We start from the raw sequence: 23094 nt of genomic DNA on the forward strand, positions 1-23094 counted from the left end.
TACTCTCACCGAAGGCGTCACGCGCGCAGTTTTTCGCCCTTGGGATCAAACGGCGGCTCATGCAGGATACGCGCCTTATGTGGCTGCCCCAGAACCATGACCTCCACGTCATCCCCTGCCTTCACCGTGCCGGATTTCACATAGCCAAGCGCCAGGCTCATACCCACCGTGTAACCATAGGTCCCCGAGGTCACGCGCCCCACCGGGTTGCCCTTGGAATCCCGGATGGGTTCGCCGCCCGTGGCATCAGCGTTCGAGGCGTTGACCGCGTCTTCGTCAATATGAATGAGCACAAGCTCTTCGCGTGTGGGCTCAGACATGACCTTGGCCGTGGCCTCTTTGTGCAGAAACTCCTTGTCCATCTTGCAGAGCGGCGCAAAACCCACCTCATGCGGGAAATACTCCGGGCTGTATTCGCGGGACCATGAGCCATAGCCCTTCTCTACGCGCATCGACATCAGGGCGCGGCCGCCCACGGGCCCTGCGCCAAACTCTTTGCCGACCTCCAGAAGCGCGCGGTAGAGTTTTTCCTGATCTTCCGTCTTGCAGTGCAATTCCCAGCCCAGATCGCCGGTGAAGCTCACACGAAGGGCCAGACACCGCACACCAGCCAGATCAATCATCGCCGAACGCATGAACGGCATGTCCTCAGTCGCCAGCGAATGGTTGGTCATGCGTTGCAGCATGTCGCGTGAACTGGGGCCTGCCACGTTAAACCCGCACATCGCCTCGGTGTGGCTTTCAAATGTCGTGCCTTCTGGCAATGGCACCATGTCGAAAAAGCGCTTGTGATAGCGTTCAGCCATACCGGACGAGATCACCCAGAACTCGTCTTCGGCCACGCGGGTCACAGTGGCATCCCCCGCAATCCCGCCGCGCACGCCGATCAACGGCGTCAGGCAGGACCGACCTACGGATTTTGGCATCCGGTTGGCAAAGACGGCATTCAGCCAATCCTCGGCCCCCGGCCCCTTCACGTGATATTTTGCGAAGTTCGAGATATCAATGATACCTGCGCGGTCGCGCAGCATCTTGCATTCCTCACCCACAGGTCCCCACCAGTTCTGGCGGGTGAACCCGTTCGTGTCCTCGACCCCTGGTGCATCAGCAAACCATTGCGGATGCTCCCAGCCGTAGTTGAGGCCAAAGACCGCGCCCATTTCCTTTTGCAAGGCGTAGATGGGCCGCGTGCGCACAGGCCGGCCCGCCGCGCGTTCCTCGTTGGGATAATGGATGGCAAAGCGATGCGCATAGACATCCTCCACCTTGGCTTTCACAAAATCCTTGTCATTGGCCCAGAGCCCGAAGCGCGCGATGTCCCAGGGGAACATGTCATATTGCATCTCACCTTCGACGATCCACTGACTGACCATCAGGCCCATGCCTGCCGATTGGCTGAACCCAGGAATGATGCCGCCGACCATGAAGTAGTTCTTCAACTCCGGTACAGGTCCAAGGATCACATTGCTGTCGGGGGACCAGATCATTGGGCCGTTAATCACCCGCTTGATCCCCGCCTCAGCCGCCACTGGCACGCGGTCCATGGCGCGCATCACGTTCTCCATAATCCGGTCGAGATCATCGGCAAACAGATCATGGGCAAAATCAAGCGGTGTGCCGGCTTCGGCCCAGAATTTCATGTCTTTCTCGTAGGCCCCAATCAAAAGGCCCTTGCCTTCCTGACGCAGGTAATATTCCCCATCGCGGTCTGCCACAGACGGCAGACGACGATCCATGCCGTCAATCTCGGCAATCGTCTCAGTCACGAAATACTGGTGTTCTGTGGGCTGCAGCGGCACCTCAATGCCCGCCAGTGCGGCCACTTCGCGCCCCCAAAGCCCGGCGCAGTTGATCACCCATTCGGTCTCGATATTGCCATTCGGCGTCTCGACGATCCAGCTACCATCCGGCTTTTGCGTGGTCGCTGTAACAGGTGTAAAGCGATGAATTTCCGCCCCACGCTGCCGCGCCCCCACGGCATAGGCATTGGTCACACCCGAAGGGTCCACATTGCCACCATCCGGCTCCCACATGATGCAACGGATACCGTCGAAATTGACCAGCGGGTGCTTTTCCTCAGCCTCTTCGCGGCTGATCTCGTGGAAGTTCATGCCGTATAGCTGCGCTTTGGCGGCCTGCAGCTTGAGCTGATGCTCACGGTTTTCCGTCTGCGCCAGGTAGAGCGAACCAGGCTGGAACACGCCACAGCTTTGACCGGTCTCTTCCTCCAGCGAATTGTAAAGGTTCATCGTGTAATGCTGCAGGCGGGAGATGTTGGCGCTGTCATGCAACCCATGAATGTTGGCTGCCGCGTGCCAGGTCGATCCTGATGTCAGTTCATCGCGTTCAAGCAGAACCACATCCGACCAGCCCAGTTTCGTAAGGTGATACAGCACCGAGCAGCCAATCACGCCGCCCCCGATAACAACTGCCTGAGCATGGGTCTTCATGGGTCTCACCTCTGTCGCCTGTTTGATGTCAGGATGCACATCCCCGCGCGCGCCTGACGGACACTTCGCGACATGTTTTGTCGCCTGTCGCGGTTTTGTCCTTTCGGTTTGCGTCAGAGGATTTCAGATTGCGGCAATGGATGCGTGTGGGGGAATAAGAAGGATTGGCATCGGCCCAAATCAGAAACAATCCAAAGCAGCGCGATGGGCTGCGCGCCCGCTCTCGCAGTTGGACGGCTCTTGGATAAGTAACTTTCCGACTGAAACTATCAGATGTCCAATATGAGCCCTTAGCGGACGTTTTTCTTGGCAGCGTGGATTGGCCATGACCGCATTTTCAGCAAAGATCAATTCATAATACGTAGGAGCCGATATGGTCGTAAGCAATTACTATCCCGTCACGCAAGATTTCGGCCTCATCGAGACTGATCCTGTAAGTGTAGCGGATGAAATCCAAAGATGGTGGCTCGAGCTCGGTCACAGATTGGACGTCAAACATGAACAGAATACTCTCTCGGGGTTTCTCTCGGAACTCGAACCCTTATGTGCAGTGCTCAACAAGACACTGCTGTTGCCTGCCAAGAACAGGTGGACCGTTGTTTATAGAAACGGGCTTAATGGTTCTGACCCTCTGTCGATAGCGCGAGTGTTGTCTCGTAGGATGCGTGTTAGAACCATGTGTGTTTGTAGTAAGCCCGATGCTGTGTTTCCTGCAACAATGTGGAGTGTCTACGATCCAGACGCGGTCTGCAGGCGCTCAATCTGTGCTGCAAATGACGGTGGCCGTTGGGTCTTCGAGCAGTTCGGCGAACCGTTTGACTTCGAAAACACATCCTCTTTCAGCGCTCGTAGAAAAAAGGATAGATTCACACCTGAAATGCTGGCGACAAACCTCTCTCACTTTCAAATAGATGATATTGGTGAAGGCCTGTTTGAAGATGGTCCTACTTTGCCCGGGATACTATTATCTCGGGAAGTGCCAAAAACGGTAATGACCTACTCTTTTGAGGAAGTGCAGAATGGGCTGCCTTGGAAAACTTAGCTGAACCGTTCGAAAACGGAGTGGCACTGTCGGGCAAGACTCGCGTTTTGAAAGGCAGGTTTGTCCGCAAAGCGGAGATTCACCAACCTCACGTGCCAACACTCCCCCCATCCCCTAACAATCACATAACCCACCGCACGCCATATTAACCCACACCCCTTACCGACCCTGCACCGACGCAATACCGACGTGATACCGACGCACTACTGACGTCCAAATTCCTGCATTTTAAGGCCGTTAACCATTCGACCATGGAAACGACACATCCTGTCGCAAATTGACATGCCCGGAGCGGCAGGCCAGACAGTCTGACACCACGATTTCAGACGAGGGAGACCCCCATGAAAACCACCACGCGTGTGGCCGTGATCGGCGGCGGAGTTGTCGGGTGCAGTGTGCTCTATCACCTGACCAAGCTGGGTTGGTCGGATGTGACGCTGATTGAGCGCTCAGAACTGACTTCGGGGTCCACATGGCACGCGGCGGGCGGTTTTCACACCCTGAACGGCGACACGAATATGGCCGTACTACAGGGCTATACGATCAAACTTTACAAGGAGTTAGAGGAAATCACCGGCATGTCCTGCGGGCTTCATCACGTGGGCGGCGTGACGCTGGCGGACAACAAGGACCGGTTCGACATGCTGCTCGCCGAGCGGGCCAAGCACCGCTATATGGGGCTTGAGACCGAGATTGTCGGCCCCGACGAGATTCGCAAAATTGCACCGATTACAAACACCGACGGCATTCTGGGCGCACTCTATGATCCGCTCGACGGCCACCTTGATCCTTCCGGCACCACGCATGCCTACGCCAAGGCCGCGCGCTTAGGGGGTGCGACGATCCTGACCAACTGTAAGGTCATAGAAACAAACCAGAATCCTGATGGCTCCTGGGATGTTGTCACCGAACGCGGCACCATCCATGCCGAACATGTGGTGAATGCTGGCGGCCTCTGGGCGCGTGAAGTGGGGGCGATGGCGGGGATCTATGTGCCCATCTATCCGATGGAGCACCAGTATCTCGTCACCGAAGAAGTCCCTGAAATCGCTGAGATTATCGACGCGGGTGAAGAGCATCCCCACGTGATGGACCCCGCCGGGGAAAGTTACCTCCGGCAAGAAGGCCGCGGGCTTTGCATCGGGTTCTACGAACAGCCCTGCCGCGCGTGGTCAGTCGACGGCACGCCGTGGGAGTTTGGCCACGAACTCCTTCCCGATGACTTTGACAAGATCGAACAGTCCATTGATTTCGCTTACAAACGCTTCCCTTGTCTGGAGCGCGCGGGTGTGAAATCCGTCATCCACGGACCGTTCACTTTTGCCCCAGATGGCAACCCTTTGGTCGGCCCCGTTCCGGGCTTGCGCAATTACTGGTCCGCCTGCGGTGTCATGGCCGGTTTCAGCCAGGGCGGCGGTGTCGGCCTGGTGTTGGCTCAGTGGATGGTCGAGGGCGAATGTGAGCGCGACGTCTCGGCGATGGATGTGGCGCGTTACGGCGATTGGATCACGCCGGGCTACACCCTGCCCAAGGTGATCGAGAACTACCAGAAACGCTTTTCCGTTTCCTACCCGAACGAGGAACTCCCCGCCGCGCGCCCGTTCCGGCAGACGCCGATGTATGACGTGTTTGACGCCATGGGTGCTGTCTGGGGGCACCAATACGGGCTAGAGGTCGTGAACTACTTTGCCCAAGGCGATGAACCGCGGTTTGAAACACCCAGCTTCCGGCGTTCCAACGCGTGGGAGGCGACTGCCCGCGAGGTGAAGGCCGTCCGGCAAGGCGTTGGAATCAATGAGGTTCACAACTTTGGCAAGTATCTGGTGACGGGCGTTAACGCCCGCGAGTGGCTTGACCGGATCATGGCCGGGCGCATCCCAAAACCGGGGCGGATCAGCCTGACACCGATGTTGTCGCACAAGGGGCGTCTGATCGGGGATTTCACCGTCTCCTGTCTCAGCGATACCGCGTTTCAACTCACCGCCTCTTACGGCTCACAAGCCTACCACATGCGCTGGTTCCAGATGAACGAGGCAGAGGGTGTGGAGCTTGAGAACATCTCGGACCGGCTGAACGGGTTTCAGATTGCTGGCCCCAAGGCGCGCGATCTGCTGCAATCCTGTACGCGCATGGACATCTCAACCATGCGGTTCATGGATGTGCGGCATGTGACGGTCGGGATGGTCGATTGCCTGGTCCAGCGCGTCAGCTACACCGGCGATCTGGGATATGAAATCTACTGTGATCCCATGGCCCAACGGGCGTTATGGGCCGTGCTATGGGAGGCGGGTCAAAGCGTCGGCATCAAACCTTTTGGCATGCGCGCGATGATGTCGCTCAGGCTGGACCGGTTCTTTGGGTCTTGGCTTAGCGAATTCTCACCTGACTACACCCCCGCAGAAACCGGCATGGACCGGTTTGTCAGCTTCACCAAGAACAGTGATTTCATCGGCCGCGCTGCGGTTGAGGCGGAACGCGCCTCAGGGTCTGCGCGCACACTTGTGCCTTTTGAGGTCGCGGCACTGGACGCAGATGTGCATGCCTATGAACCCGTCTGGATCAATGGCAAGGTTCAGGGCTTCTGCACGTCAGGCGGCTATTCGCATCACGCCGATAAATCCATCGCACTGGCCTTGATCCCTACAGAGTTGGCCAAACCGGGGCTGCAGGCTGAAATCGAAATTCTGGGCGAAATGCGCCCGGCACAGTTGATTTCAGAGCCATACTTTGATCCCGAAGGCACACGCATGCGAGGCTGAAGCACGGCTTGCCGGTCAGGTTTAGATCGGTCACTCTAAGCTAAGTCACTCACAAAGAGCGTCCTATGAGCCTCGTTTGTCTTGTTCCTGCTGCCGGGGCGTCCACGCGTATGCGCGGGCGGGACAAGCTGCTGGAAAAGATTGACGGCGTACCGCTTCTGGCGCGGCAAACCTCTGCGGTGATGACGCTCGGGGTTCCGGTGCTGATCACCCTGCCTGCGCAGTCGGAAGACAGGGTTAACGCCCTGCAGCCCGTGCGCGATGATCAGGTAACCTTGATGAACATCGCCGACGCAGACGAGGGCCTCAGCGCGTCGATCCGCATGGGGGCCAACTGGGCCATGGCACAAGGGGCCACAGCATTGATGGTGGCCCTGCCCGATTTGCCAGATGTGTGCGCCGAGGATTTCGCAACCTTGCATGACACGCACCGGGCCCATCCCGACGCCGTCATTCGTGCCACAACAGCCGAAGGCCAGACGGGCCATCCAACTGTCTTACCGGCCCGGCTTTTCGGCGCCCTCGCGCGGCTCACAGGGGATCAAGGCGCCAAAGCTCTTTTGAGAAATGAGCCGATCACCCCCTGCCCTTTGCCTGGCAAACGCGCGGTCACAGATCTTGATACACCGGAAGCCTGGGAGGCCTGGCGCGCGTTACGTGTCGCCAAAAGCAAGCAATCCCAGCCGTAAGGCCGGGACTGCTAAACTCGAAATCGAGACCCCCAGTCTCTGATTTCGATTGTGCCGGTCTTTGTAGAGCAGACCGGCGGGCTGCATTCAAAATAGCGTCACCCCACCAATAGCCGCGCCTCGTGGTGCTTTAGCGACTTGCGCGCGGCCTGATAGGCCTCGATGCCGTCGTGATCCTGAAGCTCCGGGAACAGATTAAAGATCTCGCTGCGCTGCGCATGACCCATACCATCCAGAACCTGTTGACCTGGCTGGAAACTTTCGGTCCAGGAGCCGTTGGACAGAACCACCTCATGGCGGTCGAACATGAAATGCACGTAACTCACGCTGCTGGCCTCAACCACTTCAACGCCCGCCTTGTGGGTTAGGTGTTTGGCGGCGGCGAGCACCTCGCGCTCTTCGAAATAAAGCGACGATTTCTCGCTGGCGAGCAGCAGGCGGTGCTGCGGCGACACAAGCATATCGCGTTCCGGCAAGCCGTGCCCAAGCGAACCTGCGCGAATAAGAACAGGTTTCAGATGCGGCGCCTGGCGCAGTTCCTGCTTGGTCAGATCACGCTGTCCGATCCAGCGAATTTCCTGCAAACCATTGTCGCGGGTGATCACGCGGTCCCCCACTTGCAAATCCTCCACAAGCCGCTCACCTGTGGGTGTTGCAATTACCATACCGGGTGTGAAGCAGGGGATAACATTTTCAATATTGCTGAATTCGGCCTCGCCGGTTTCATTGCCATCTGCGTCAAAGAAGGTAACGAAACCATCTTCCTGATCCGCAGACGTGAATGTCACGCGAAGACTGCCGCCCGGGTTTTCCGCTTCGGCCGCACCAGTCAGGTCAAGTGTATCAAAATCATCGTCGGGATCGCCCGATGTGGTGGTTTCCCCACCGTCGATTTCATCACCGGCGGTGATATCTATGAACGTGTCACGATCTGCGCCCCCGGAGAGTTCATCCTCGCCATCGCCACCGGAAATCAGGTCATTGCCGTCGCCACCTTCGATCTCGTCGTCGCCGCCTTCGCCAAAGATTTGGTCATCGCCGGCGCCGCCCTCAAGGTCATCATCGCCATCTTCGGTGGCGGGACCGGACAGGGAGCTGTCGCCAAAGATGATGTCATCGCCAGCACCGCCCTCAACTTCGTCGTCGCCGGAGCCGCCAAAGACAACATCGTTGCCCTCACCCGCCTCAACCTCATCATCTCCGCCAAGCGCATCGATAACGTCATCATTGGGCGCTGCCCCCGGAAGGATCGCATCCTCATTGTCAACACGATCTCCCTGCGGGTCACCAAGAAAGTCGGCATCAATCTCATTGTCGGCGTCATTGCCGCTTACGACGCCATCCGGCTCTCCCAGAATATCGGTATTATAAACAGCGACATAATCAATTGAGCCGTTGAAGAAATGATCATACCGACCATCGTCTTTTTCACGGGCCGCAAAGGTCCAGGACTCGTCGTCATTGTCGCCGATGTCCATCGTCAGACCGGTGGTGTCGATGTCTTGAGAGTAGTTTTCGCCGGTGGTCAGGTTTTCAACAAAAAACCGACCGCCTTCGGTCTCGGACCAAGTGTAGGTTGCCTTGACCGTATCTCCCGGAGAGAAAAAGTCATCCGGCGTGCTGACATTCACATCTTCGCCACCGTCGACATGCCGTACGTTCACAGCACCCTCGAGCGACACGTTAATCCCGAAGTAGCCTTCACTGCTGCGGTCGTTGAATTCGCCGCGGTTAACAAGAGTGTCGTCAGATGTTCCGACATGTGCATCTTGTGTAAACTGCACCGCGACGCTGCCTTCGGAGAGATTGAAGGCTGCGTCATTGCCTCCGTTTACGTCAAAGTAGTCTCCACGACCATCGGTCTGGAGCGCATCCCCCGATGCGAAGGCATCGCCCTCGAACTCGCCGTCTTGTGCCACACCATCAGCGAGGCCCGTGTCCGCATCCGGATCAGAAGACAGAAAATCCCACAACCCAACGAGGTTTGCGGCAAACGGGTCATTGACGTTATTAGGCATCGTCATCTCCAACACACACCGTCCGGATGAACGGCTTACACGTAACAAGCCCAGCGACGATGCGGTTGTCTGAACACCATGAGTGCGGAAGGGACTTCGAGGTCCTCTTGCAACATCAGGGTTTGGCCATGTTGCGATCTCCCCAGACCGGCATTTGGCGCAAAATTCCTGCTAAGTGCAGACACCACCCCCAGGCGGGCCTTCTCTTAGTTAAAGGAATGTGACGAGTTGACGAAAGTGAAAACTGGCAGAAACATGTCTTCTTTGTGTCCGGGAACAAGCAATGCGTGTGGTGCGCGAAAAACGTATGTAAATCGAAAAGAAGATTGTCCTGAATTCGAGAACAACAGAGAAAAGCAGTTTCAATATTTTCCTGTAAATTGAATTTGACCGACAACATTGAGCACGCGAAGCGCTCTTACTGTTTCAATTTCAAATACAATGGCCACCTCGCCTTCAACGGGAAAAGCCTACCGGGCGCATAACGCTGATTGGTCAAAATTCATCGGTAATAGGCAATTTTTCTGCAATGCGTTCTTTATTTGGAAACAATCATTCGCGCGGAGACACGAATCAAGGCGGTAGAAGACATAATCTGGCCATATTTCACTTTGGATTGTGCGAGCGTGTGCAATTCCTTGCCGCTCGTTGACAACACATCACCTGCCCCGAAGCGCGCCACAAACACTGCATTATCGTCAAACTTTGGCCTGACTTTTTGTCTAGGTACCAGACATCACACGTGGTTTGGGCACGGTAAGAGGGCAAAATGGCAAGCAAAGCGATGGCTGTCGCCGATAAAAGCATGGCGCAAAACCAGGGAAAACGCACCGGGTCTCGCGGCAAGCAAAAACTGGTTTCACTCGTTGTGCCGGTATTTAACGAACAACAAGCCATCGAGCCGTTTTTGGCCCGCATTGACGACGTATTCGCACCACTGGCCAAGACCTACACCTACGAAATCGTCTTCGTGAATGACGGCAGCCGAGACGCCACCGAGTTCGCAATCCGAAGCCGCATGCTCGAAAACCCGCGCCTCTGCCTCGTGAACCTGTCGCGCAACTTCGGCAAGGAAGCCGCGCTTTGCGCCGGGATCGACCATGCCAAAGGCGATGCCTGCATTCCGATGGATGTCGACCTGCAGGACCCGCCCGAGCTTATTCCTGAAATGCTCAAGCACTGGGAAAAAGGGGCGAAAGTGGTCAATGCACGCCGCAGCGGCAGGGCCGAAGATACTTGGCTTAAACGTATCACAGCCCAAGGGTTCTACCGCATCTTTAACCGGCTTTCAGAGCACGCAATTCCACAAGATGTCGGGGATTTTCGACTTCTCGATCGCCAGGTGGTCGATGTTGTACGCGAATTGGGCGAACGCGTCAGGTTTAACAAGGCACTTTTCAGCTGGGTCGGATTTGAAACAGCTGAGGTAACATTCGAACGCCCAAAACGCGAGCATGGCACGAGTGCATGGTCCTATTGGCGGTTATGGAATTTCGCACTCGATGGAATATTTTCCTCGACCACGGCCCCTCTGAGAATTTGGACCTATACCGGTGCCATTCTTGCTCTGATGTCCTTTTTGTATGCCACGACGATCTTACTGCGAACGCTGATCATTGGTGTGGACGTCCCTGGATATGCTTCAACGATCATTCTCATCCTGCTTTTTGGCGGGCTGAACCTTTTCGCCATAGGCATCCTTGGGGAATATATCGGGCGCATTTATTCCGAAGTTCGCGAACGTCCGCTCTATGTGCTGCGCTCAGTGCATAGCGGAAAGGAGAAATCATAATGGATCGCGCTGTATTTGACCGAATGGCAGAACAAGAAGACGTGCATTGGTGGTTTGCCGCCCGGCGTCAAATATTGACTGCAGTTATCACAAGGCTGGTGAATCTGCCGACGGAGGCACGTATTCTCGAAGCCGGCTGCGGCACGGGCGGCAATCTTCAAATGCTGGAGGCGTTTGGGCAAGTTCGTGCGTTTGAGCTTGATGCGGATGCAAGACGCACGGCTGAACTGAAGAGCTCTTTGGCAATTGCCGAAGGTGCGCTGCCCGACGCTATTCCCTACAAAAATGAACGCTTTGATCTGATTGGGCTTTTCGATGTCCTCGAACATGTTGAAAAAGACGAAGCTTCTCTGGCCTCCCTCAAGTCGCGTCTCGCACCTGAAGGCCGTATCGTGATGACCGTTCCAGCCTTTCCCTGGCTTTGGTCGCGTCATGACGAAAGGCATCACCATTTCCGCCGGTATACGAAATCGCATCTCGCAGAGGTTGCCACCGCTGCCGGGTTAAAAATGGAACATGGGTTTTACTTTAACACAGCTCTGTTCCCCGTGGCTGTCGCCGGGCGCGCCGCCAAGGCAGTTGTGCGGTCTGATCGTGCAGACGACACGCTTCCCAATCCGTTGATCAACGCCGCCCTGCGCACCGTGTTTGGCGCAGAACGGCATTTGGTTGGACGCGTCAAAATGCCTGTCGGATTGTCCCTCTGCGCAGTCTTGTCATCCGAGTGACCGCACCCGTGATTAAGCAACTTTCAAGGTTTGCTGGCATCGGCGCACTCGCCACGCTTCTGCACGTTACGGTCGCTTTGATCGTGGCAGAAGGTTTTGGCGCAGATCCACAACTCTCAAACCTCACCGGTTTTTTGACAGCCGTCGGCTTTTCCTATTTCGGACATGGCCATTTCACCTTTTCCACCGAGTTAAAACATCGGGTTCACGGGACACGCTTTTTGTCGGTGTCTGTGCTGGGCCTCTGCGTTTCGAGTGGTTTAACCTATGCGATCACCGACATCGCGGGCTTGCCCTTCTTGGCAGCCATGGGCGTTGTTGCGGTCGCAGTTCCGCTCTCAACCTTTGTTCTTTGCAAGCTCTGGGTTTTTCACGACCCTCAGCGCGACGGGCCATAAAGAACAAGCGTTTTGCTTTGCACCACACGTGACAACTGCGCACAGTCTTGCGGGGCTTCATCCTGCGCAACAAGCCGCAAAAAATAGTCAGCCCCGGTTTGCTCCAGGATGTCGACCATGCCAGCGCACGTCGCCGCATGACGTTGATCCTCACTCCAGCGGATCGCGGCCAACCACCCAGCAGCATCGCGATTTTCGGGTGAAGGATCCACGATCTGGTCGATGCGTTCCCGAGTCAAAGCGGCTTGTTCGGGTTGAGCCACGGAAAACAGCTTGAAGTCCACATAGGCGCTGCGTTGCGCAATCAAACGAAATTCAGACAAACTGATTGGGATGACAAAAAGCGCATCCCGCGGTGTGACATCACGTATTTCCTCCAGCGCTTGTCGCGTTTCTGCAGGAACAGGCGGGACAGACGGTTTGGCCGGGAACAAAAGTAAAAGAGCTGTGACCAAACCAATGGTCAAAAGTGATTTCCTCCGCGCGTCATGGCCTATACGCCACATAAGGATGCCAAGCACGATGAAAAACACACCTCCAACAGAGATGTTCAGAGCGATAACACCACCCAAAAGGCCGCCACTTAACCAGTGCAGCGATGACCAAGGCGCACGCAAAAGCCCGGCGAGAGCCAGGGCCGGCGCAATTGCAAACATAATGGGCGTGGAGCGGTTGGCATCAAGAACGAACAGGGGAACCCAGTCGGAGAGGCTCAACTTGTAAATCATGATTGTGATCATGTGCAAAAGGGCGAAACTGATCATGACACCCAAAGCAAACCGGCCGATTGAGGCATCAGAACGCATCAGTTGCAAACTGCCTACAAGACCGGCCAACAGATATACAGTCGCCACACCGATGGAGTGCCAGGTTGGATCGTAGTGATGCGGTGCCCGAAACCGGTAAGCCTCTTCGATAATGTCTAGGGACACCGCAGTGTCAGGGACGGCCCAGAGGGATGACAAAATCGGTAACGCGGCGGGAAGGGCCACAAGGATGGCTGCAAGCGCCATTTTGACCGCATCGCCTGGATGTCTAAGCAAAGCGCCGACCCCGGCAATCAGGGCGCCGTGAAACGCTGTCATGGGCTGCGCGAAAACGGCCAACCCCAAGAGCACCCCCGCAAACAAAGATTTACGCAAGCAAGCGGCAGAAATAGCGCCCAGCACCAAAGCGAGTGCGACGTTGTGATGGTGAAAGAAGGGAGAAATGAGCCCGCCAAAATCTCCACGGCCCAGTCCATCCAACCGCACCTCAACACCAAGGCCCAACACCAATGGCAAGGCAAAAAGCGGCGCTCCGAGTGCGATCAGCAAGACATACAATACGACTGCGACGCCAGCGGCCAACACCCATAGGGCCATGCGGAACACCGGTTCAACACCAAAGGTCGCTGTGCCCAAAGCATGCAGCCAATCGTAGACTTTGGCGTGATTGGCAAAGAGCCGCAGTTGATCATCCCGCGGGTATAGCGTCGGGTCGACGCGATAGTCAGCCAGAGGTGCATAGGCAAAATCATCGCCATAGGGGTACGGAAAATACCCGATGAATGCGTGGGCCAAAAGCCCAAGGGCCACCGCAAACAGGATGTGGTGCAGGTGCATGCCTGACTGCTCTTTTCTTGTTTCTTGTGCGACTTACGCATGAAAAATGCCCGCAAATCAAGGCAGCACGGAACAACGCTCCATGCCATGACGCACGCAAAGCACGGTTGGTCCGAAAACACTGTCGGGAATGGATTTGGTACCCAAGGCCGGACTCGAACCGGCACGCCCGCAAAGGCGGGGGATTTTGAATCCCCTGCGTCTACCATTCCGCCACTTGGGCACGCGGGTGACTTCTAGCCAATGCGCGCAGGCGCGTCCAGAGGGGACTGACCGGGAAAATGCAATGCTTTGCCCTTGACGCGATACCGGACGCATGGTCATTCGCAAACAGGTACACTATTGAGGCCGTTTCATGCTGCGACGTCTGTACGATTGGGTCATTTCTCTGGCCGACCATCCCCGCGCGCTTTGGGTGCTGGCGGTGGTGTCTTTTGTCGAAAGCTCGGTCTTTCCCATCCCCCCTGATGTCCTTATGATCCCCATGATCATTGCCCGCCCGTCGCGCGCCTGGCTGATCGCCGGGGTCGCCTTGGTGAGCTCGGTCTTAGGTGGCATGCTTGGCTACGCGATCGGGGCCTTTGCCTATGAACAGCTTGGTCAGCCTATTCTTGAGGCATTGGGCAAGGGCGAGGCGATGGACGCCTTTAACGACAAATTCAATGATTTAGGCTTCTGGGCCGTGCTGACGGCGGGTGTCACGCCCTTCCCTTACAAGGTCATCACGATCATGTCCGGGTGGACCGGCATGCCGCTCTTTACCTTTATTGCCACATCAATCCTGGCGCGCGGCTTGCGGTTTTTCCTTGTCGCCTGGCTCTTGTGGAAATTTGGCGCGCCGATCCGTGATTTCATCGAACGCCGTCTTGGGTTGATGACAATCCTGTTTGTCATCCTGCTTTTTGGCGGGTTTTATGTTCTGAAATTCCTATGACACAACGTCAGCTCTATATCCTGCTGGCCGCTGGTGGATCAGCCGGGCTGCTGCTTGCAGCATTCGCGTTCCAGCATCTGGGTGGGATGGCCCCCTGCAAGCTTTGCATATGGCAGCGCTGGCCGCATGGCGCGGCGATTGGGATCGGCGCTTTGGCTTTGATACTCCCATGGGTTCTGTTGCCGTTGCTGGGTGCTTTGGCGGCTTTGATGACCGCTGGTATTGGCGCCTACCATACAGGTGTCGAAAAAGGCTGGTGGGACGGGCCATCAAGCTGTTCGTCGCAGAGCACCGAAGGCTTGTCAGCGCAAGAACTGATGGATCAGATCCTTTCTGCACCATTGGTGCGTTGTGATGAAGTGCCTTGGTCTATGTTTGGATTGTCTATGGCCAGCTGGAACACGGTTGTCGCATTAGCGCTCGCGGGTCTCTGGCTAAAGGCCGCACGCGCCAGCTAGGCCGCCTACCCGGCCTGCTTTTTCGTGTTGAGCAGAAGGTTGGTCTCTGACGTGGCCACACCTTCAATCCGGCGGACCGCGCTCAGCACATCATCAAGCTCTTCCAGCGTGTTCGTTCCGATCTCAACGATCAGGTCCCAGCGTCCATTGGTGCTATGGACCGCGCGGATGGCACTGATCCCGCTCAGGTGACGCACGATACGATCCGCCCCCTGCCCTCAATGCCCAGCATCATCAGACCCCGCACCGCATCGCGATGCGTGTCGCCGCGCACCTGCACGGTGAACCCAATGATGTCGCCTCGGGCTTGCAACCGGTCTATGCGCGCGCGCACCGTGGTCCGCGAGACCCCCAAAAGCCCGGCGAGTTCTGATAAGGACGCCCGTGCATCGTGACGCAACGCAGACAGTAACTTGCGGTCTTTTTCGTCCATTTCGCAATCATAGCCTTTCATTCTGTCAAAGCTGGTTTCGTTTAGTGCAAAATGATCGCTTCAAAAACCCACAAATCGAAAACATTCTATATGCAAGATTCTGGAGAAACGACGCATGAAGAAGAACAGCTGTATTTTGGTTGGTGCCCCTGTGGACAGTGGCAAGAAACGTGCCGGATGCCTGATGGGGCCGGATGCTTACCGTGTTGCCGGGCTTACGACAGCGCTGGAGGATCTGGACCTCGACGTCCAGGATTGGGGCAATGTCGCGGCTGAACCCGCAGATGTGCCTGCAAGCCTGCCGCAGCATATCTTTGAGCCTGCGTTGACCATCGGCTGGACAACGGCGCTGATTGACGCAACCGAACGCGCTATGGCCGAAGGCCTGCCAGTGTTCCTTGGGGGCGATCACAGCCTGTCCCTGGGCACAGTGGTCGGTGCAGCCAATCACGCCGCCAAGACGGGCAAACCGCAATTCGTGCTCTGGCTCGACGCGCATACCGATTTCCACACGCCGCAGACGACCGCGTCGGGCAACATGCATGGGACGCCCCTGGGTTATGCCAGTGGTCGCGAAGGGTTTGGCGGGTTTCCAGAGGTGCGCAACCCTGTGCCCTTTGGCAATATCTGCTTTCTTGGCTTGCGGTCAGTCGACCCCGATGAACGTCTTTTTCTGCAGGACACCGACGCACTCTGTCATGACATGCGCACAATCGACGAGAAAGGCATTGCCCGCCCGCTGGCGGCCTTCCTTGACGATGTGGCCCGCGCTGGCGGAGCTTTGCATGTCTCGCTGGATGTGGATTTCCTCGATCCGACCTACGCACCCGCCGTGGGCACCACGGTTCCGGGTGGCGCGACCATTCGAGAGGCCCATCTGGTGATGGAAATGATCTGCGACAGCGGCTTGATGACCTCGCTGGACCTGGTGGAACTGAACCCGCATCTAGATGAACGCGGCCGCACGGCACAGGTCATGGTCGACCTCGCCGCCTCGGCGCTTGGCCGTCGCGTCTTTGACCGCCCAACAGGGGTGTTCTGATGACCAATCCAATCCCCTCTGACAAAGCCCTCGTCCCCTTCGTCTCGGTCGATCACATGATGAAGCTGGTGCATCACATTGGCATTGAACCTATGCTGATCGGCCTGGCGGATTACATCGAAGCCGATTTCAAACGCTGGGAGCTTTTTGATAAAACCCCGCGCGTGGCGAGCCATTCGGATGTGGGTGTGATTGAACTTATGCCCACCTCGGATGGCGAGGCGTATGGCTTCAAATACGTCAACGGCCACCCCAAGAACACCAAGGAAGGGCTGCAAACCGTGACGGCCTTTGGCCTCTTGGCGGATGTTGATACGGGCTATCCGGTTCTTCTGACCGAAATGACAATCCTGACAGCGCTGCGCACGGCGGCCACCTCAGCCATGGTGGCCAAACACCTCGCCCCCAAAGGCGCTGACACGATGGCCATGATCGGCAATGGAGCGCAGTCGGAGTTTCAGAGCCTGGCCATGAAGGCGCTTTGTGGGCTGAAAACCGTGCAACTGTGGGACAGTGACCCGAAAGCCACCGAAAAAGCGGCGCGCAACTTGCAGGGGCTTGGTCTGAACGTGGTGCCCTGCGCCAGCGCCGAAGACAGCATGGAAGGTGCTCAGATCATCACCACCTGCACGGCGGACAAGCAATGCGCAACAATTCTGACGGACAACATGGTGGGCGAAGGGGTCCATATCAACGCCATCGGCGGGGACTGCCCCGGCAAGACCGAGTTGGCTCCGGCCATCCTGCATCGGTCTGATATCTTTGTGGAATACCCCGAACAGACCCGGATCGAAGGAGAAATACAGCAGCTGGACGACGACCATCCGGTCACCGAATTCTGGCAGGTTCTCACCGGCAAGGCCAAAGGCCGCACCGATGATCGTCAGATCACGCTCTTTGACAGCGTTGGCTTTGCCATCGAGGATTTTTCGGCGCTGCGCTACGTGCGCGATCATATCCATGATGCCGGATGTTTCATAGAGCTGGACCTGCTCGCCGACCCGGACGACCCACGTGACCTTTTCGGCATGGTACAGCGCGCAGGGGCCTGACCTTGCGCACTTGGGTTGCCTAACGGGGAACATGCCACTACACCCGCTTGCAAAACGGACAGGCACCTCCAATGGCATCCCTCAAGAAATGGCTCGACCGGCGTAAAAACCCTTGGAAAGGCGTGTTTTACGACGCGTTCAAAGCGTGGCGTCGGGACAATGCGGCAGAGCGGCTGAAGGCCTATGCAGACCTTCCACCAGAACCGACCGTGTTTGATTTCGGCGGGTACAAAGGCGAGTGGACCGATATTGTTCTGGCCGATGCCCCGGACGCAAAGATGCATATTTTTGAGCCACACCCCCGGTTTGCTGAGGCACTAGAGGCCAAGTACGATGGCAAATTCCGTATATCCGTGCATCCCTTCGCGCTGGGGTCAAAGGCGGACACCATGAAGCTGTCGGATGCTGACAATGCCTCTTCTGCCGTCGCGGATGGCGGTGGCGACATTGAGGCGCCTATTCACGCCGTTCAGGAGTTTTTCGAGGCGCATGACATTCCCGCCATCGAACTCATGAAGATGAATATCGAAGGCGGCGAATATGATCTTTTGCCTGCACTGATCGACAGCGGTGTGATGACCCGAGTGGGCAAGCTGCAGGTGCAGTTTCATCTCTTTGACGAAGGGTTCATTGCCAAACGCGATGCCATTCGCGAAACACTCAGCGCCACGCATGACTGCGCCTGGGTTTATCCCTTTGTCTGGGAAGAATGGCGCAAGCGTAAATAAACAAAGAAAAACGGGGGCATAAAGCCCCCCGGTCAGAGTTTCGCCACTCAGGCTCACTATTTGTACCGCCCGGTTTCTGCCTGCGGCCTGAGCGCCGTCAGGGGCGAGCGCACCCGCCCCGTGTGGCTTTGGGCGACGCTTTTTAGCGTCTTGCCCGATTTCGTCGGGACCGGCGGCTATCTTGGGGACACCGGCCGGTCCCTGGCGCGCTTGGGTGCGCGTGTTGAGTTACTTGCACTTTAAACTTGTATGGCGCGCATTCATGCTTCGAATCTCACTTCTTCAAAGCGGCGAGCCACGAATGGGACTGACAAATCTAATCTTCGTGCAAGTGAAGCTGGTGTGCCTTCGATAAATTCCGCGGTTTTCCTGAGTAGATTGGCTGGAAGCAACACGTTCGCAGCGAAAACGTCGGCTTCTCGTTCGAAAGCCTTCGGAAAGTCTTGCGAATAGTCCCACCCATCTCCTGACCTGTAACCCGATGCAAAATCGAAAATCTCCGCAGAACGCTTCTTATCTTCGAGGAAATGATCGCTGTTTCTATGCAGCACAAAATGCCCCAACTCATGGGCTAAAGTGAATTTCTTGCGTGCCACTGAGTGAACAGAGTTCAATACTACTTTGTATCCTGAGTCTGACCCACACGTCTCGTCGAACTGAATAAACCCGCTTACAGATTCGTGAAGGTTTTCTTCGAAAACTTTCAGTCCCAGACGATGCGCCAGATGCACAGGATCTCCGCCTAACTCAGAAGTAAACTCTCTCAGGATGCCGCGGTCACTGTCTGAAATTCGGGTATCATGTTTGAAATTTACGACCGTCATGAAGCGATCCTTTCAGCCGGACCACTTTCTAAGGTCTCTCTCAAGCCATCGACTTCAGAAACCACTATTCTGAGCACAGCTTCTTTTTCTTCAAGCTCAACCAATCTTTCTGCGCGCACGATTTTGTACTTTAATATCAATGAGTAGGTTTTTTTACCATGCCTTTGGCGGCACGCAGTACCCAACTCGAGAGAAACCAACCCGCTTGCACCAGTGCCCAGACTGACGCTGCAAATCCTATGGATTCTGGAAAGGTCATCAGTCCATCCTCCTCAGCTACAACCGCTCGTCGAGCCACATGTATTACACTTCATACATGTCCCATTCCGCACCAGCGTGTAGTTTCCGCATTCGCCGCAAGGATCCCCTTCGTAGCCTTGCATCTTGGCCTTGGTGGCCGCGTCCATGGTGGTGGCGGTGGTGGTGACAGACGCGCTCACGGCAACGGCGGCCTCTGCCGTTTCCGGCACGAGCGTTTGCAGCGCCACTTCAGGGTCGGCTCCGGCCAGCGCTGTGGCCCCGATGGATTGACCGCCGTTGAGCACGACAAGCTCTTGAGGCAGACGCTTGCGCAGGTAGCCGGTGGAGCTGATCTGCTTGAGCACCTCCAGAGAGTTCGTCGCAGCTTCGCCTGACATCTCCTTGATATTGCTCACACCTTCTTCTTCGCCACGCCCAAGGTCATCAAAGGATGCGCCCTCGGGTTTGACATGGGCCAGGTCGGTGCGATCCAGATAGCTCACCGCCAGTTCGCGGAAGATATAGTCGAGGATCGAGGTGGCATTCTTGATGCTGTCATTGCCCTGCACCATGCCCGCCGGCTCGAATTTGGTGAAGGTGAAGGCATCCACGAATTCCTCAAGCGGCACACCGTATTGCAGGCCAACCGAGACCGCGATGGCGAAGTTGTTCATCATCGCCCGAAAGCCCGCGCCCTCTTTGTGCATATCGATGAAGATCTCGCCAAGCTGGCCATCCTCATACTCGCCTGTGCGCAGATACACCTTGTGCCCGCCCACGGTCGCCTTTTGAGTATAGCCCTTGCGCCGCTCCGGCATTTTCTCACGGTGCGATTTGACGATTTCCTTGACGATCACCTTCTCGACGATCTTCTCGGCCAGAACCTGTGCCTTTTCCTGCGGGGTGCCGGATTCCAGCACCTCCGCGGCGTCATCATCATCCTCAACCAAAGCCGCCGCCAAAGGCTGGCTCAGTTTGGAGCCGTCACGATAAAGCGCGTTGGCTTTGACCCCCATCTGCCAGCTGCGCTCATAGGCTTCCTGGCAATCCTCGATGGTGGCGTCGTTGGGCATATTGATCGTCTTGGAAATCGCGCCCGAGATGAAGGACTGTGCCGCCGCCATCATGTCGATGTGTGAGTTTACCGACAGGAAGCGCTTGCCCTTCTTGCCACAGGGGTTGGCACAATCGAACACATGGTAGTGGTCTTTGCTCAGATGTGGCGCCCCTTCGAGCGTCATGGTCCCGCAGACATGGTCATTTGCGGCCTCGATGTCGGCCTTTGAATAGCCCAGGCTCGCCAGAAGATCGAAGGTGGGATCATTCAGCTTTTCTGCCGGAATGCCCAGCACGTTTTGGCAGAATTCTTCGCCCAACGTCCACTGGTTGAATACGAACCGAATGTCAAAAGCGCTGCCCACGGCGGCGTCGATCTTGGCCAGCTCATTGGGACCAAAGCCATGGCCGGTGAGAGACGTGTGGTTCACGCCCGGCGCGTTGCCGATGGTGCCGTGTCCGACGGCATAGGCCACAATTTCTTCGATCTGCGCGCTGCCATAGCCCAGCTTTTCAAGGGCTGCAGGTACAGACTGGTTGATGATCTTGAAGTAGCCACCGCCCGCGAGCTTCTTGAACTTAACCAGAGCAAAGTCCGGCTCAATCCCCGTGGTGTCGCAATCCATCACCAGACCGATGGTGCCTGTGGGGGCGATCACGGTGGCTTGTGCGTTGCGGTAGCCGTGCTTTTCACCGAGCTTCAGCGCCTCATCCCAGCTAGCCATGGCCAGATCCGCCAAACGATTGTCGGGGCAGTTGGCCAGATCGAGCGGAACTGGCTTCACAGCGAGCTCCTCATAGCCTTCCGTGGCGCCATAGGCCGCATTGCGGTGGTTGCGCATCACGCGCAGCATGTGATCCTTGTTGCGCTTATAGCCTGCAAACGGGCCAAGCTCTTTTGCGATTTCCGCCGAGGTGGCGTAGGACACGCCGGTCATCACCGCAGTCAGTGCCCCGCAAAGCGCACGACCTTCGTCACTATCATAGCCAAGGCCCATATTCATCAGAAGGCCGCCGATATTGGCGTAGCCGAGACCCAAAGTGCGGAACTCGTAGGACAGTTGCGCGATTTCTTTGGACGGGAACTGCGCCATCATCACCGAGATTTCCAGGGTCAGAGTCCAGAGCCGTGTGGCATGCACATAGGATTCCGCGTCAAATGTTTCGCCATCGTAGAACTGCAACAGGTTCATAGACGCAAGGTTACAGGCCGTGTCATCGAGGAACATGTATTCCGAGCACGGGTTGGAGCCGCGAATTTGCCCGTCTTCGGGGCATGTGTGCCAGGCATTGACCGTGTCGTGATACTGAATGCCCGGATCGGCACAGGCCCACGCCGCGTGGCCGACTTTTTCCCAAAGATCGCGCGCCTTGATGGTCTTGGCCACCGTGCCATCGGTCCGGTTGGTCAGCTCCCAATCAGCGTCTTTCTTAACCGCATAGAGGAAAGCATCGGTAACGCGGATCGAGTTGTTGGAGTTTTGCCCCGATACGGAGGCGTATGCTTCACTATCCCAGTCCGTATCGTATGTGGGGAACTCAATGCTGTCGTAACCTTGCCGTGCATAGTCGAGCACACGCTTGACATATGTCTCTGGAATGGCAGACTTTTTTGCGCCGCGAATAGCTGTTTTCAGGCTCTCGTTCTTTGCTGGATCGACCGCATCTTCGGTGCTGCCGTCCCATGTGCGAATGGCTGAGAAGATCTCATTGAGCTTTTGCTCATGCATCTTGGAGCCTGCAACGATGGACGCCACTTTCTGCTCTTCAATGACTTTCCAATTGATGAAGTCCTCGACATCCGGGTGATCCACATCACAGATCACCATCTTGGCCGCGCGACGTGTGGTCCCGCCGGATTTGATCGCACCCGCCGCCCGGTCGCCGATTTTCAGAAAGCCCATCAGACCCGAGGATTTGCCACCACCTGAGAGCGGCTCATCCGCGCCGCGCAGCGACGAGAAGTTGGTGCCTGTGCCGGAGCCGTACTTAAAGAGACGCGCCTCACGCACCCAAAGGTCCATGATGCCGCCATCGCCCACAAGGTCGTCGGCCACAGACTGAATAAAGCAGGCATGCGGCTGCGGGTGTTCATAAGCGCTGGTCGACTTGGTCAACTCACCGGTCTTGTAATCCACATAGTGGTGACCCTGCCCCGGTCCGTCGATGCCATAAGCCCAATGCAGACCCGTGTTGAACCATTGCGGGCTGTTGGGTGCCGCCATCTGACGGGCCAGCATGTGGCGCATTTCATCGAAATAGGCACGCGCGTCTTTCTCGTCAGAGAAGTAACCGCCTTTCCAGCCCCAGTAGGCCCACGCCCCTGCAAGGCGATCAAACACCTGCTTGGCGCTGGTTTCACCCGTTTTCGGCGTATCCTCCGCTGCGGGGGCCGAGCGCCACAGGAACTCCGGCACGCCCTCTTCTTCCACTTTTTTCAGATCGGTGGGCACGCCTGCCTTGCGAAAATATTTCTGCGCGATCACATCGCTCGCCACCTGGCTCCAACTCGCCGGGACTTCAACGTCATCCAGCTTGAATACTGTTGTTCCATCTGGATTCCGGATCTCCGAGCTTGTTTCGACAAACTCAATATCCGCGTATGCGTCTTTGCCTGCTTTGGTAAATTTGCGATCGATCTTCATCAGCTGCGCCCCGTAGCCAAATTGTGTCTAACCTGCCCCCTCTTTAGGGCGTGCCAGTCGGTGGAAACCAAGAACCACACATCCCGGCAGGCCATTGCACCAATGCGCATACAGCCGTAGTCCCCGGGTTATCCGAAGGTATAATTGGGTGTGTGTCCCTGCCTTGCCTCGCACCACTATATCTTGTGGCTTGTCGACCAGC

The 23094-nt window shown here is 56.6% G+C and carries 16 protein-coding genes, 1 tRNA gene and 1 pseudogene; 11 read left to right on the forward strand and 7 right to left on the reverse strand.

Going from position 1 to position 23094, the window contains the following annotated elements; translation table 11 throughout:
- Positions 1-17 precede the first annotated feature (17 nt).
- A complete protein-coding gene (locus RZS32_RS17455; protein ID WP_339106738.1) occupies positions 18-2450 on the reverse strand; it encodes a GcvT family protein in 2433 nt (810 codons plus the stop codon).
- A 373-nt stretch (positions 2451-2823) separates the two neighbouring features.
- Between RZS32_RS17455 and RZS32_RS17460 the strand changes: the two genes are divergently transcribed.
- The 3 genes from RZS32_RS17460 to RZS32_RS17470 all read left to right on the forward strand — a co-directional run bounded on the left by RZS32_RS17460 (position 2824) and on the right by RZS32_RS17470 (position 6940).
- Complete coding sequence (locus RZS32_RS17460; protein WP_317054824.1) at positions 2824-3492, forward strand: hypothetical protein; 669 nt, start codon at positions 2824-2826, stop codon at positions 3490-3492.
- 341 nt (positions 3493-3833) lie between these two features.
- Positions 3834-6251 (forward strand): GcvT family protein, encoded by a 2418-nt coding sequence (locus tag RZS32_RS17465; RefSeq protein WP_339106739.1) that lies wholly within the window; start codon positions 3834-3836, stop codon positions 6249-6251.
- Between the two features lie 65 nt (positions 6252-6316).
- Positions 6317-6940: a nucleotidyltransferase family protein gene (locus RZS32_RS17470; protein WP_317054826.1), complete on the forward strand. Its 624-nt coding sequence runs from the start codon at positions 6317-6319 to the stop codon at positions 6938-6940.
- Between the two features lie 98 nt (positions 6941-7038).
- On the opposite strand, the gene RZS32_RS17475 is transcribed toward RZS32_RS17470, so the two are convergent.
- The gene (locus RZS32_RS17475) at positions 7039-8958 is read right to left on the reverse strand and encodes a Hint domain-containing protein (RefSeq protein ID WP_317054827.1); all 1920 of its coding nucleotides are present in this window, start codon (positions 8956-8958) and stop codon (positions 7039-7041) included.
- 769 nt (positions 8959-9727) lie between these two features.
- On the opposite strand from RZS32_RS17475, the gene RZS32_RS17480 reads away from it, so the two are divergent.
- From RZS32_RS17480 to RZS32_RS17490, 3 genes are read left to right on the forward strand one after another with little or no spacing between them, the layout of a single operon-like run.
- A complete protein-coding gene (locus tag RZS32_RS17480; protein WP_317054828.1) occupies positions 9728-10750 on the forward strand; it encodes a glycosyltransferase family 2 protein in 1023 nt (340 codons plus the stop codon).
- Positions 10750-11478, forward strand: coding sequence for a class I SAM-dependent methyltransferase (locus RZS32_RS17485; protein ID WP_317054829.1), 729 nt, complete (start codon positions 10750-10752; stop codon positions 11476-11478). Before RZS32_RS17480 ends, RZS32_RS17485 begins: the two co-directional genes overlap by 1 nt.
- Positions 11479-11486: 8 nt before the next feature.
- A complete protein-coding gene (locus tag RZS32_RS17490) occupies positions 11487-11876 on the forward strand; it encodes a GtrA family protein (RefSeq protein WP_317054830.1) in 390 nt (129 codons plus the stop codon).
- Here RZS32_RS17490 and RZS32_RS17495 read toward each other — a convergent pair.
- Together RZS32_RS17495 and RZS32_RS17500 are read right to left on the reverse strand one after the other, a co-directional pair.
- Positions 11858-13480, reverse strand: a complete 1623-nt coding sequence (locus tag RZS32_RS17495; RefSeq protein WP_317054831.1) for a DUF6798 domain-containing protein — start codon at positions 13478-13480, stop codon at positions 11858-11860. The genes RZS32_RS17490 and RZS32_RS17495 overlap by 19 nt on opposite strands.
- A gap of 137 nt (positions 13481-13617) precedes the next feature.
- Positions 13618-13703: transfer RNA gene (locus tag RZS32_RS17500), tRNA-Leu, on the reverse strand.
- 132 nt (positions 13704-13835) lie between these two features.
- On the opposite strand from RZS32_RS17500, the gene RZS32_RS17505 reads away from it, so the two are divergent.
- Together RZS32_RS17505 and RZS32_RS17510 are read left to right on the forward strand one after the other, a co-directional pair.
- The gene (locus tag RZS32_RS17505) at positions 13836-14414 is read left to right on the forward strand and encodes a YqaA family protein (protein WP_317054832.1); all 579 of its coding nucleotides are present in this window, start codon (positions 13836-13838) and stop codon (positions 14412-14414) included.
- Positions 14411-14872, forward strand: coding sequence for a disulfide bond formation protein B (locus RZS32_RS17510; RefSeq protein ID WP_317054833.1), 462 nt, complete (start codon positions 14411-14413; stop codon positions 14870-14872). Before RZS32_RS17505 ends, RZS32_RS17510 begins: the two co-directional genes overlap by 4 nt.
- Before the next feature lie 5 nt (positions 14873-14877).
- Here RZS32_RS17510 and RZS32_RS17515 read toward each other — a convergent pair.
- Positions 14878-15305, reverse strand: a pseudogene (locus RZS32_RS17515) (Lrp/AsnC family transcriptional regulator).
- A 115-nt stretch (positions 15306-15420) separates the two neighbouring features.
- Between RZS32_RS17515 and rocF the strand changes: the two are divergent.
- The 3 genes from rocF (at position 15421) to RZS32_RS17530 (ending at position 18127) form a co-directional block, all read left to right on the forward strand.
- A complete protein-coding gene (gene rocF / locus RZS32_RS17520) occupies positions 15421-16347 on the forward strand; it encodes an arginase (RefSeq protein WP_317054834.1) in 927 nt (308 codons plus the stop codon).
- The gene (locus RZS32_RS17525; protein ID WP_317054835.1) at positions 16347-17399 is read left to right on the forward strand and encodes an ornithine cyclodeaminase; all 1053 of its coding nucleotides are present in this window, start codon (positions 16347-16349) and stop codon (positions 17397-17399) included. The genes rocF and RZS32_RS17525 overlap by 1 nt, the downstream gene beginning before the upstream one ends.
- 71 nt (positions 17400-17470) lie before the next feature.
- A complete protein-coding gene (locus RZS32_RS17530; RefSeq protein ID WP_317054836.1) occupies positions 17471-18127 on the forward strand; it encodes an FkbM family methyltransferase in 657 nt (218 codons plus the stop codon).
- A 260-nt stretch (positions 18128-18387) separates the two neighbouring features.
- Here the strand turns inward: RZS32_RS17530 and RZS32_RS17535 are convergent, their stop codons facing one another.
- Positions 18388-18951: an ImmA/IrrE family metallo-endopeptidase gene (locus RZS32_RS17535; protein ID WP_317054837.1), complete on the reverse strand. Its 564-nt coding sequence runs from the start codon at positions 18949-18951 to the stop codon at positions 18388-18390.
- Positions 18952-19223: 272 nt separating this feature from the next.
- The gene (locus RZS32_RS17540) at positions 19224-22892 is read right to left on the reverse strand and encodes a vitamin B12-dependent ribonucleotide reductase (protein WP_317054839.1); all 3669 of its coding nucleotides are present in this window, start codon (positions 22890-22892) and stop codon (positions 19224-19226) included.
- Between the last annotated feature and the right edge of the window lie 202 nt (positions 22893-23094).

The sequence above is a fragment of the Roseovarius sp. W115 genome, assembly GCF_032842945.2.
Lineage (GTDB): Bacteria > Pseudomonadota > Alphaproteobacteria > Rhodobacterales > Rhodobacteraceae > Roseovarius > Roseovarius rhodophyticola.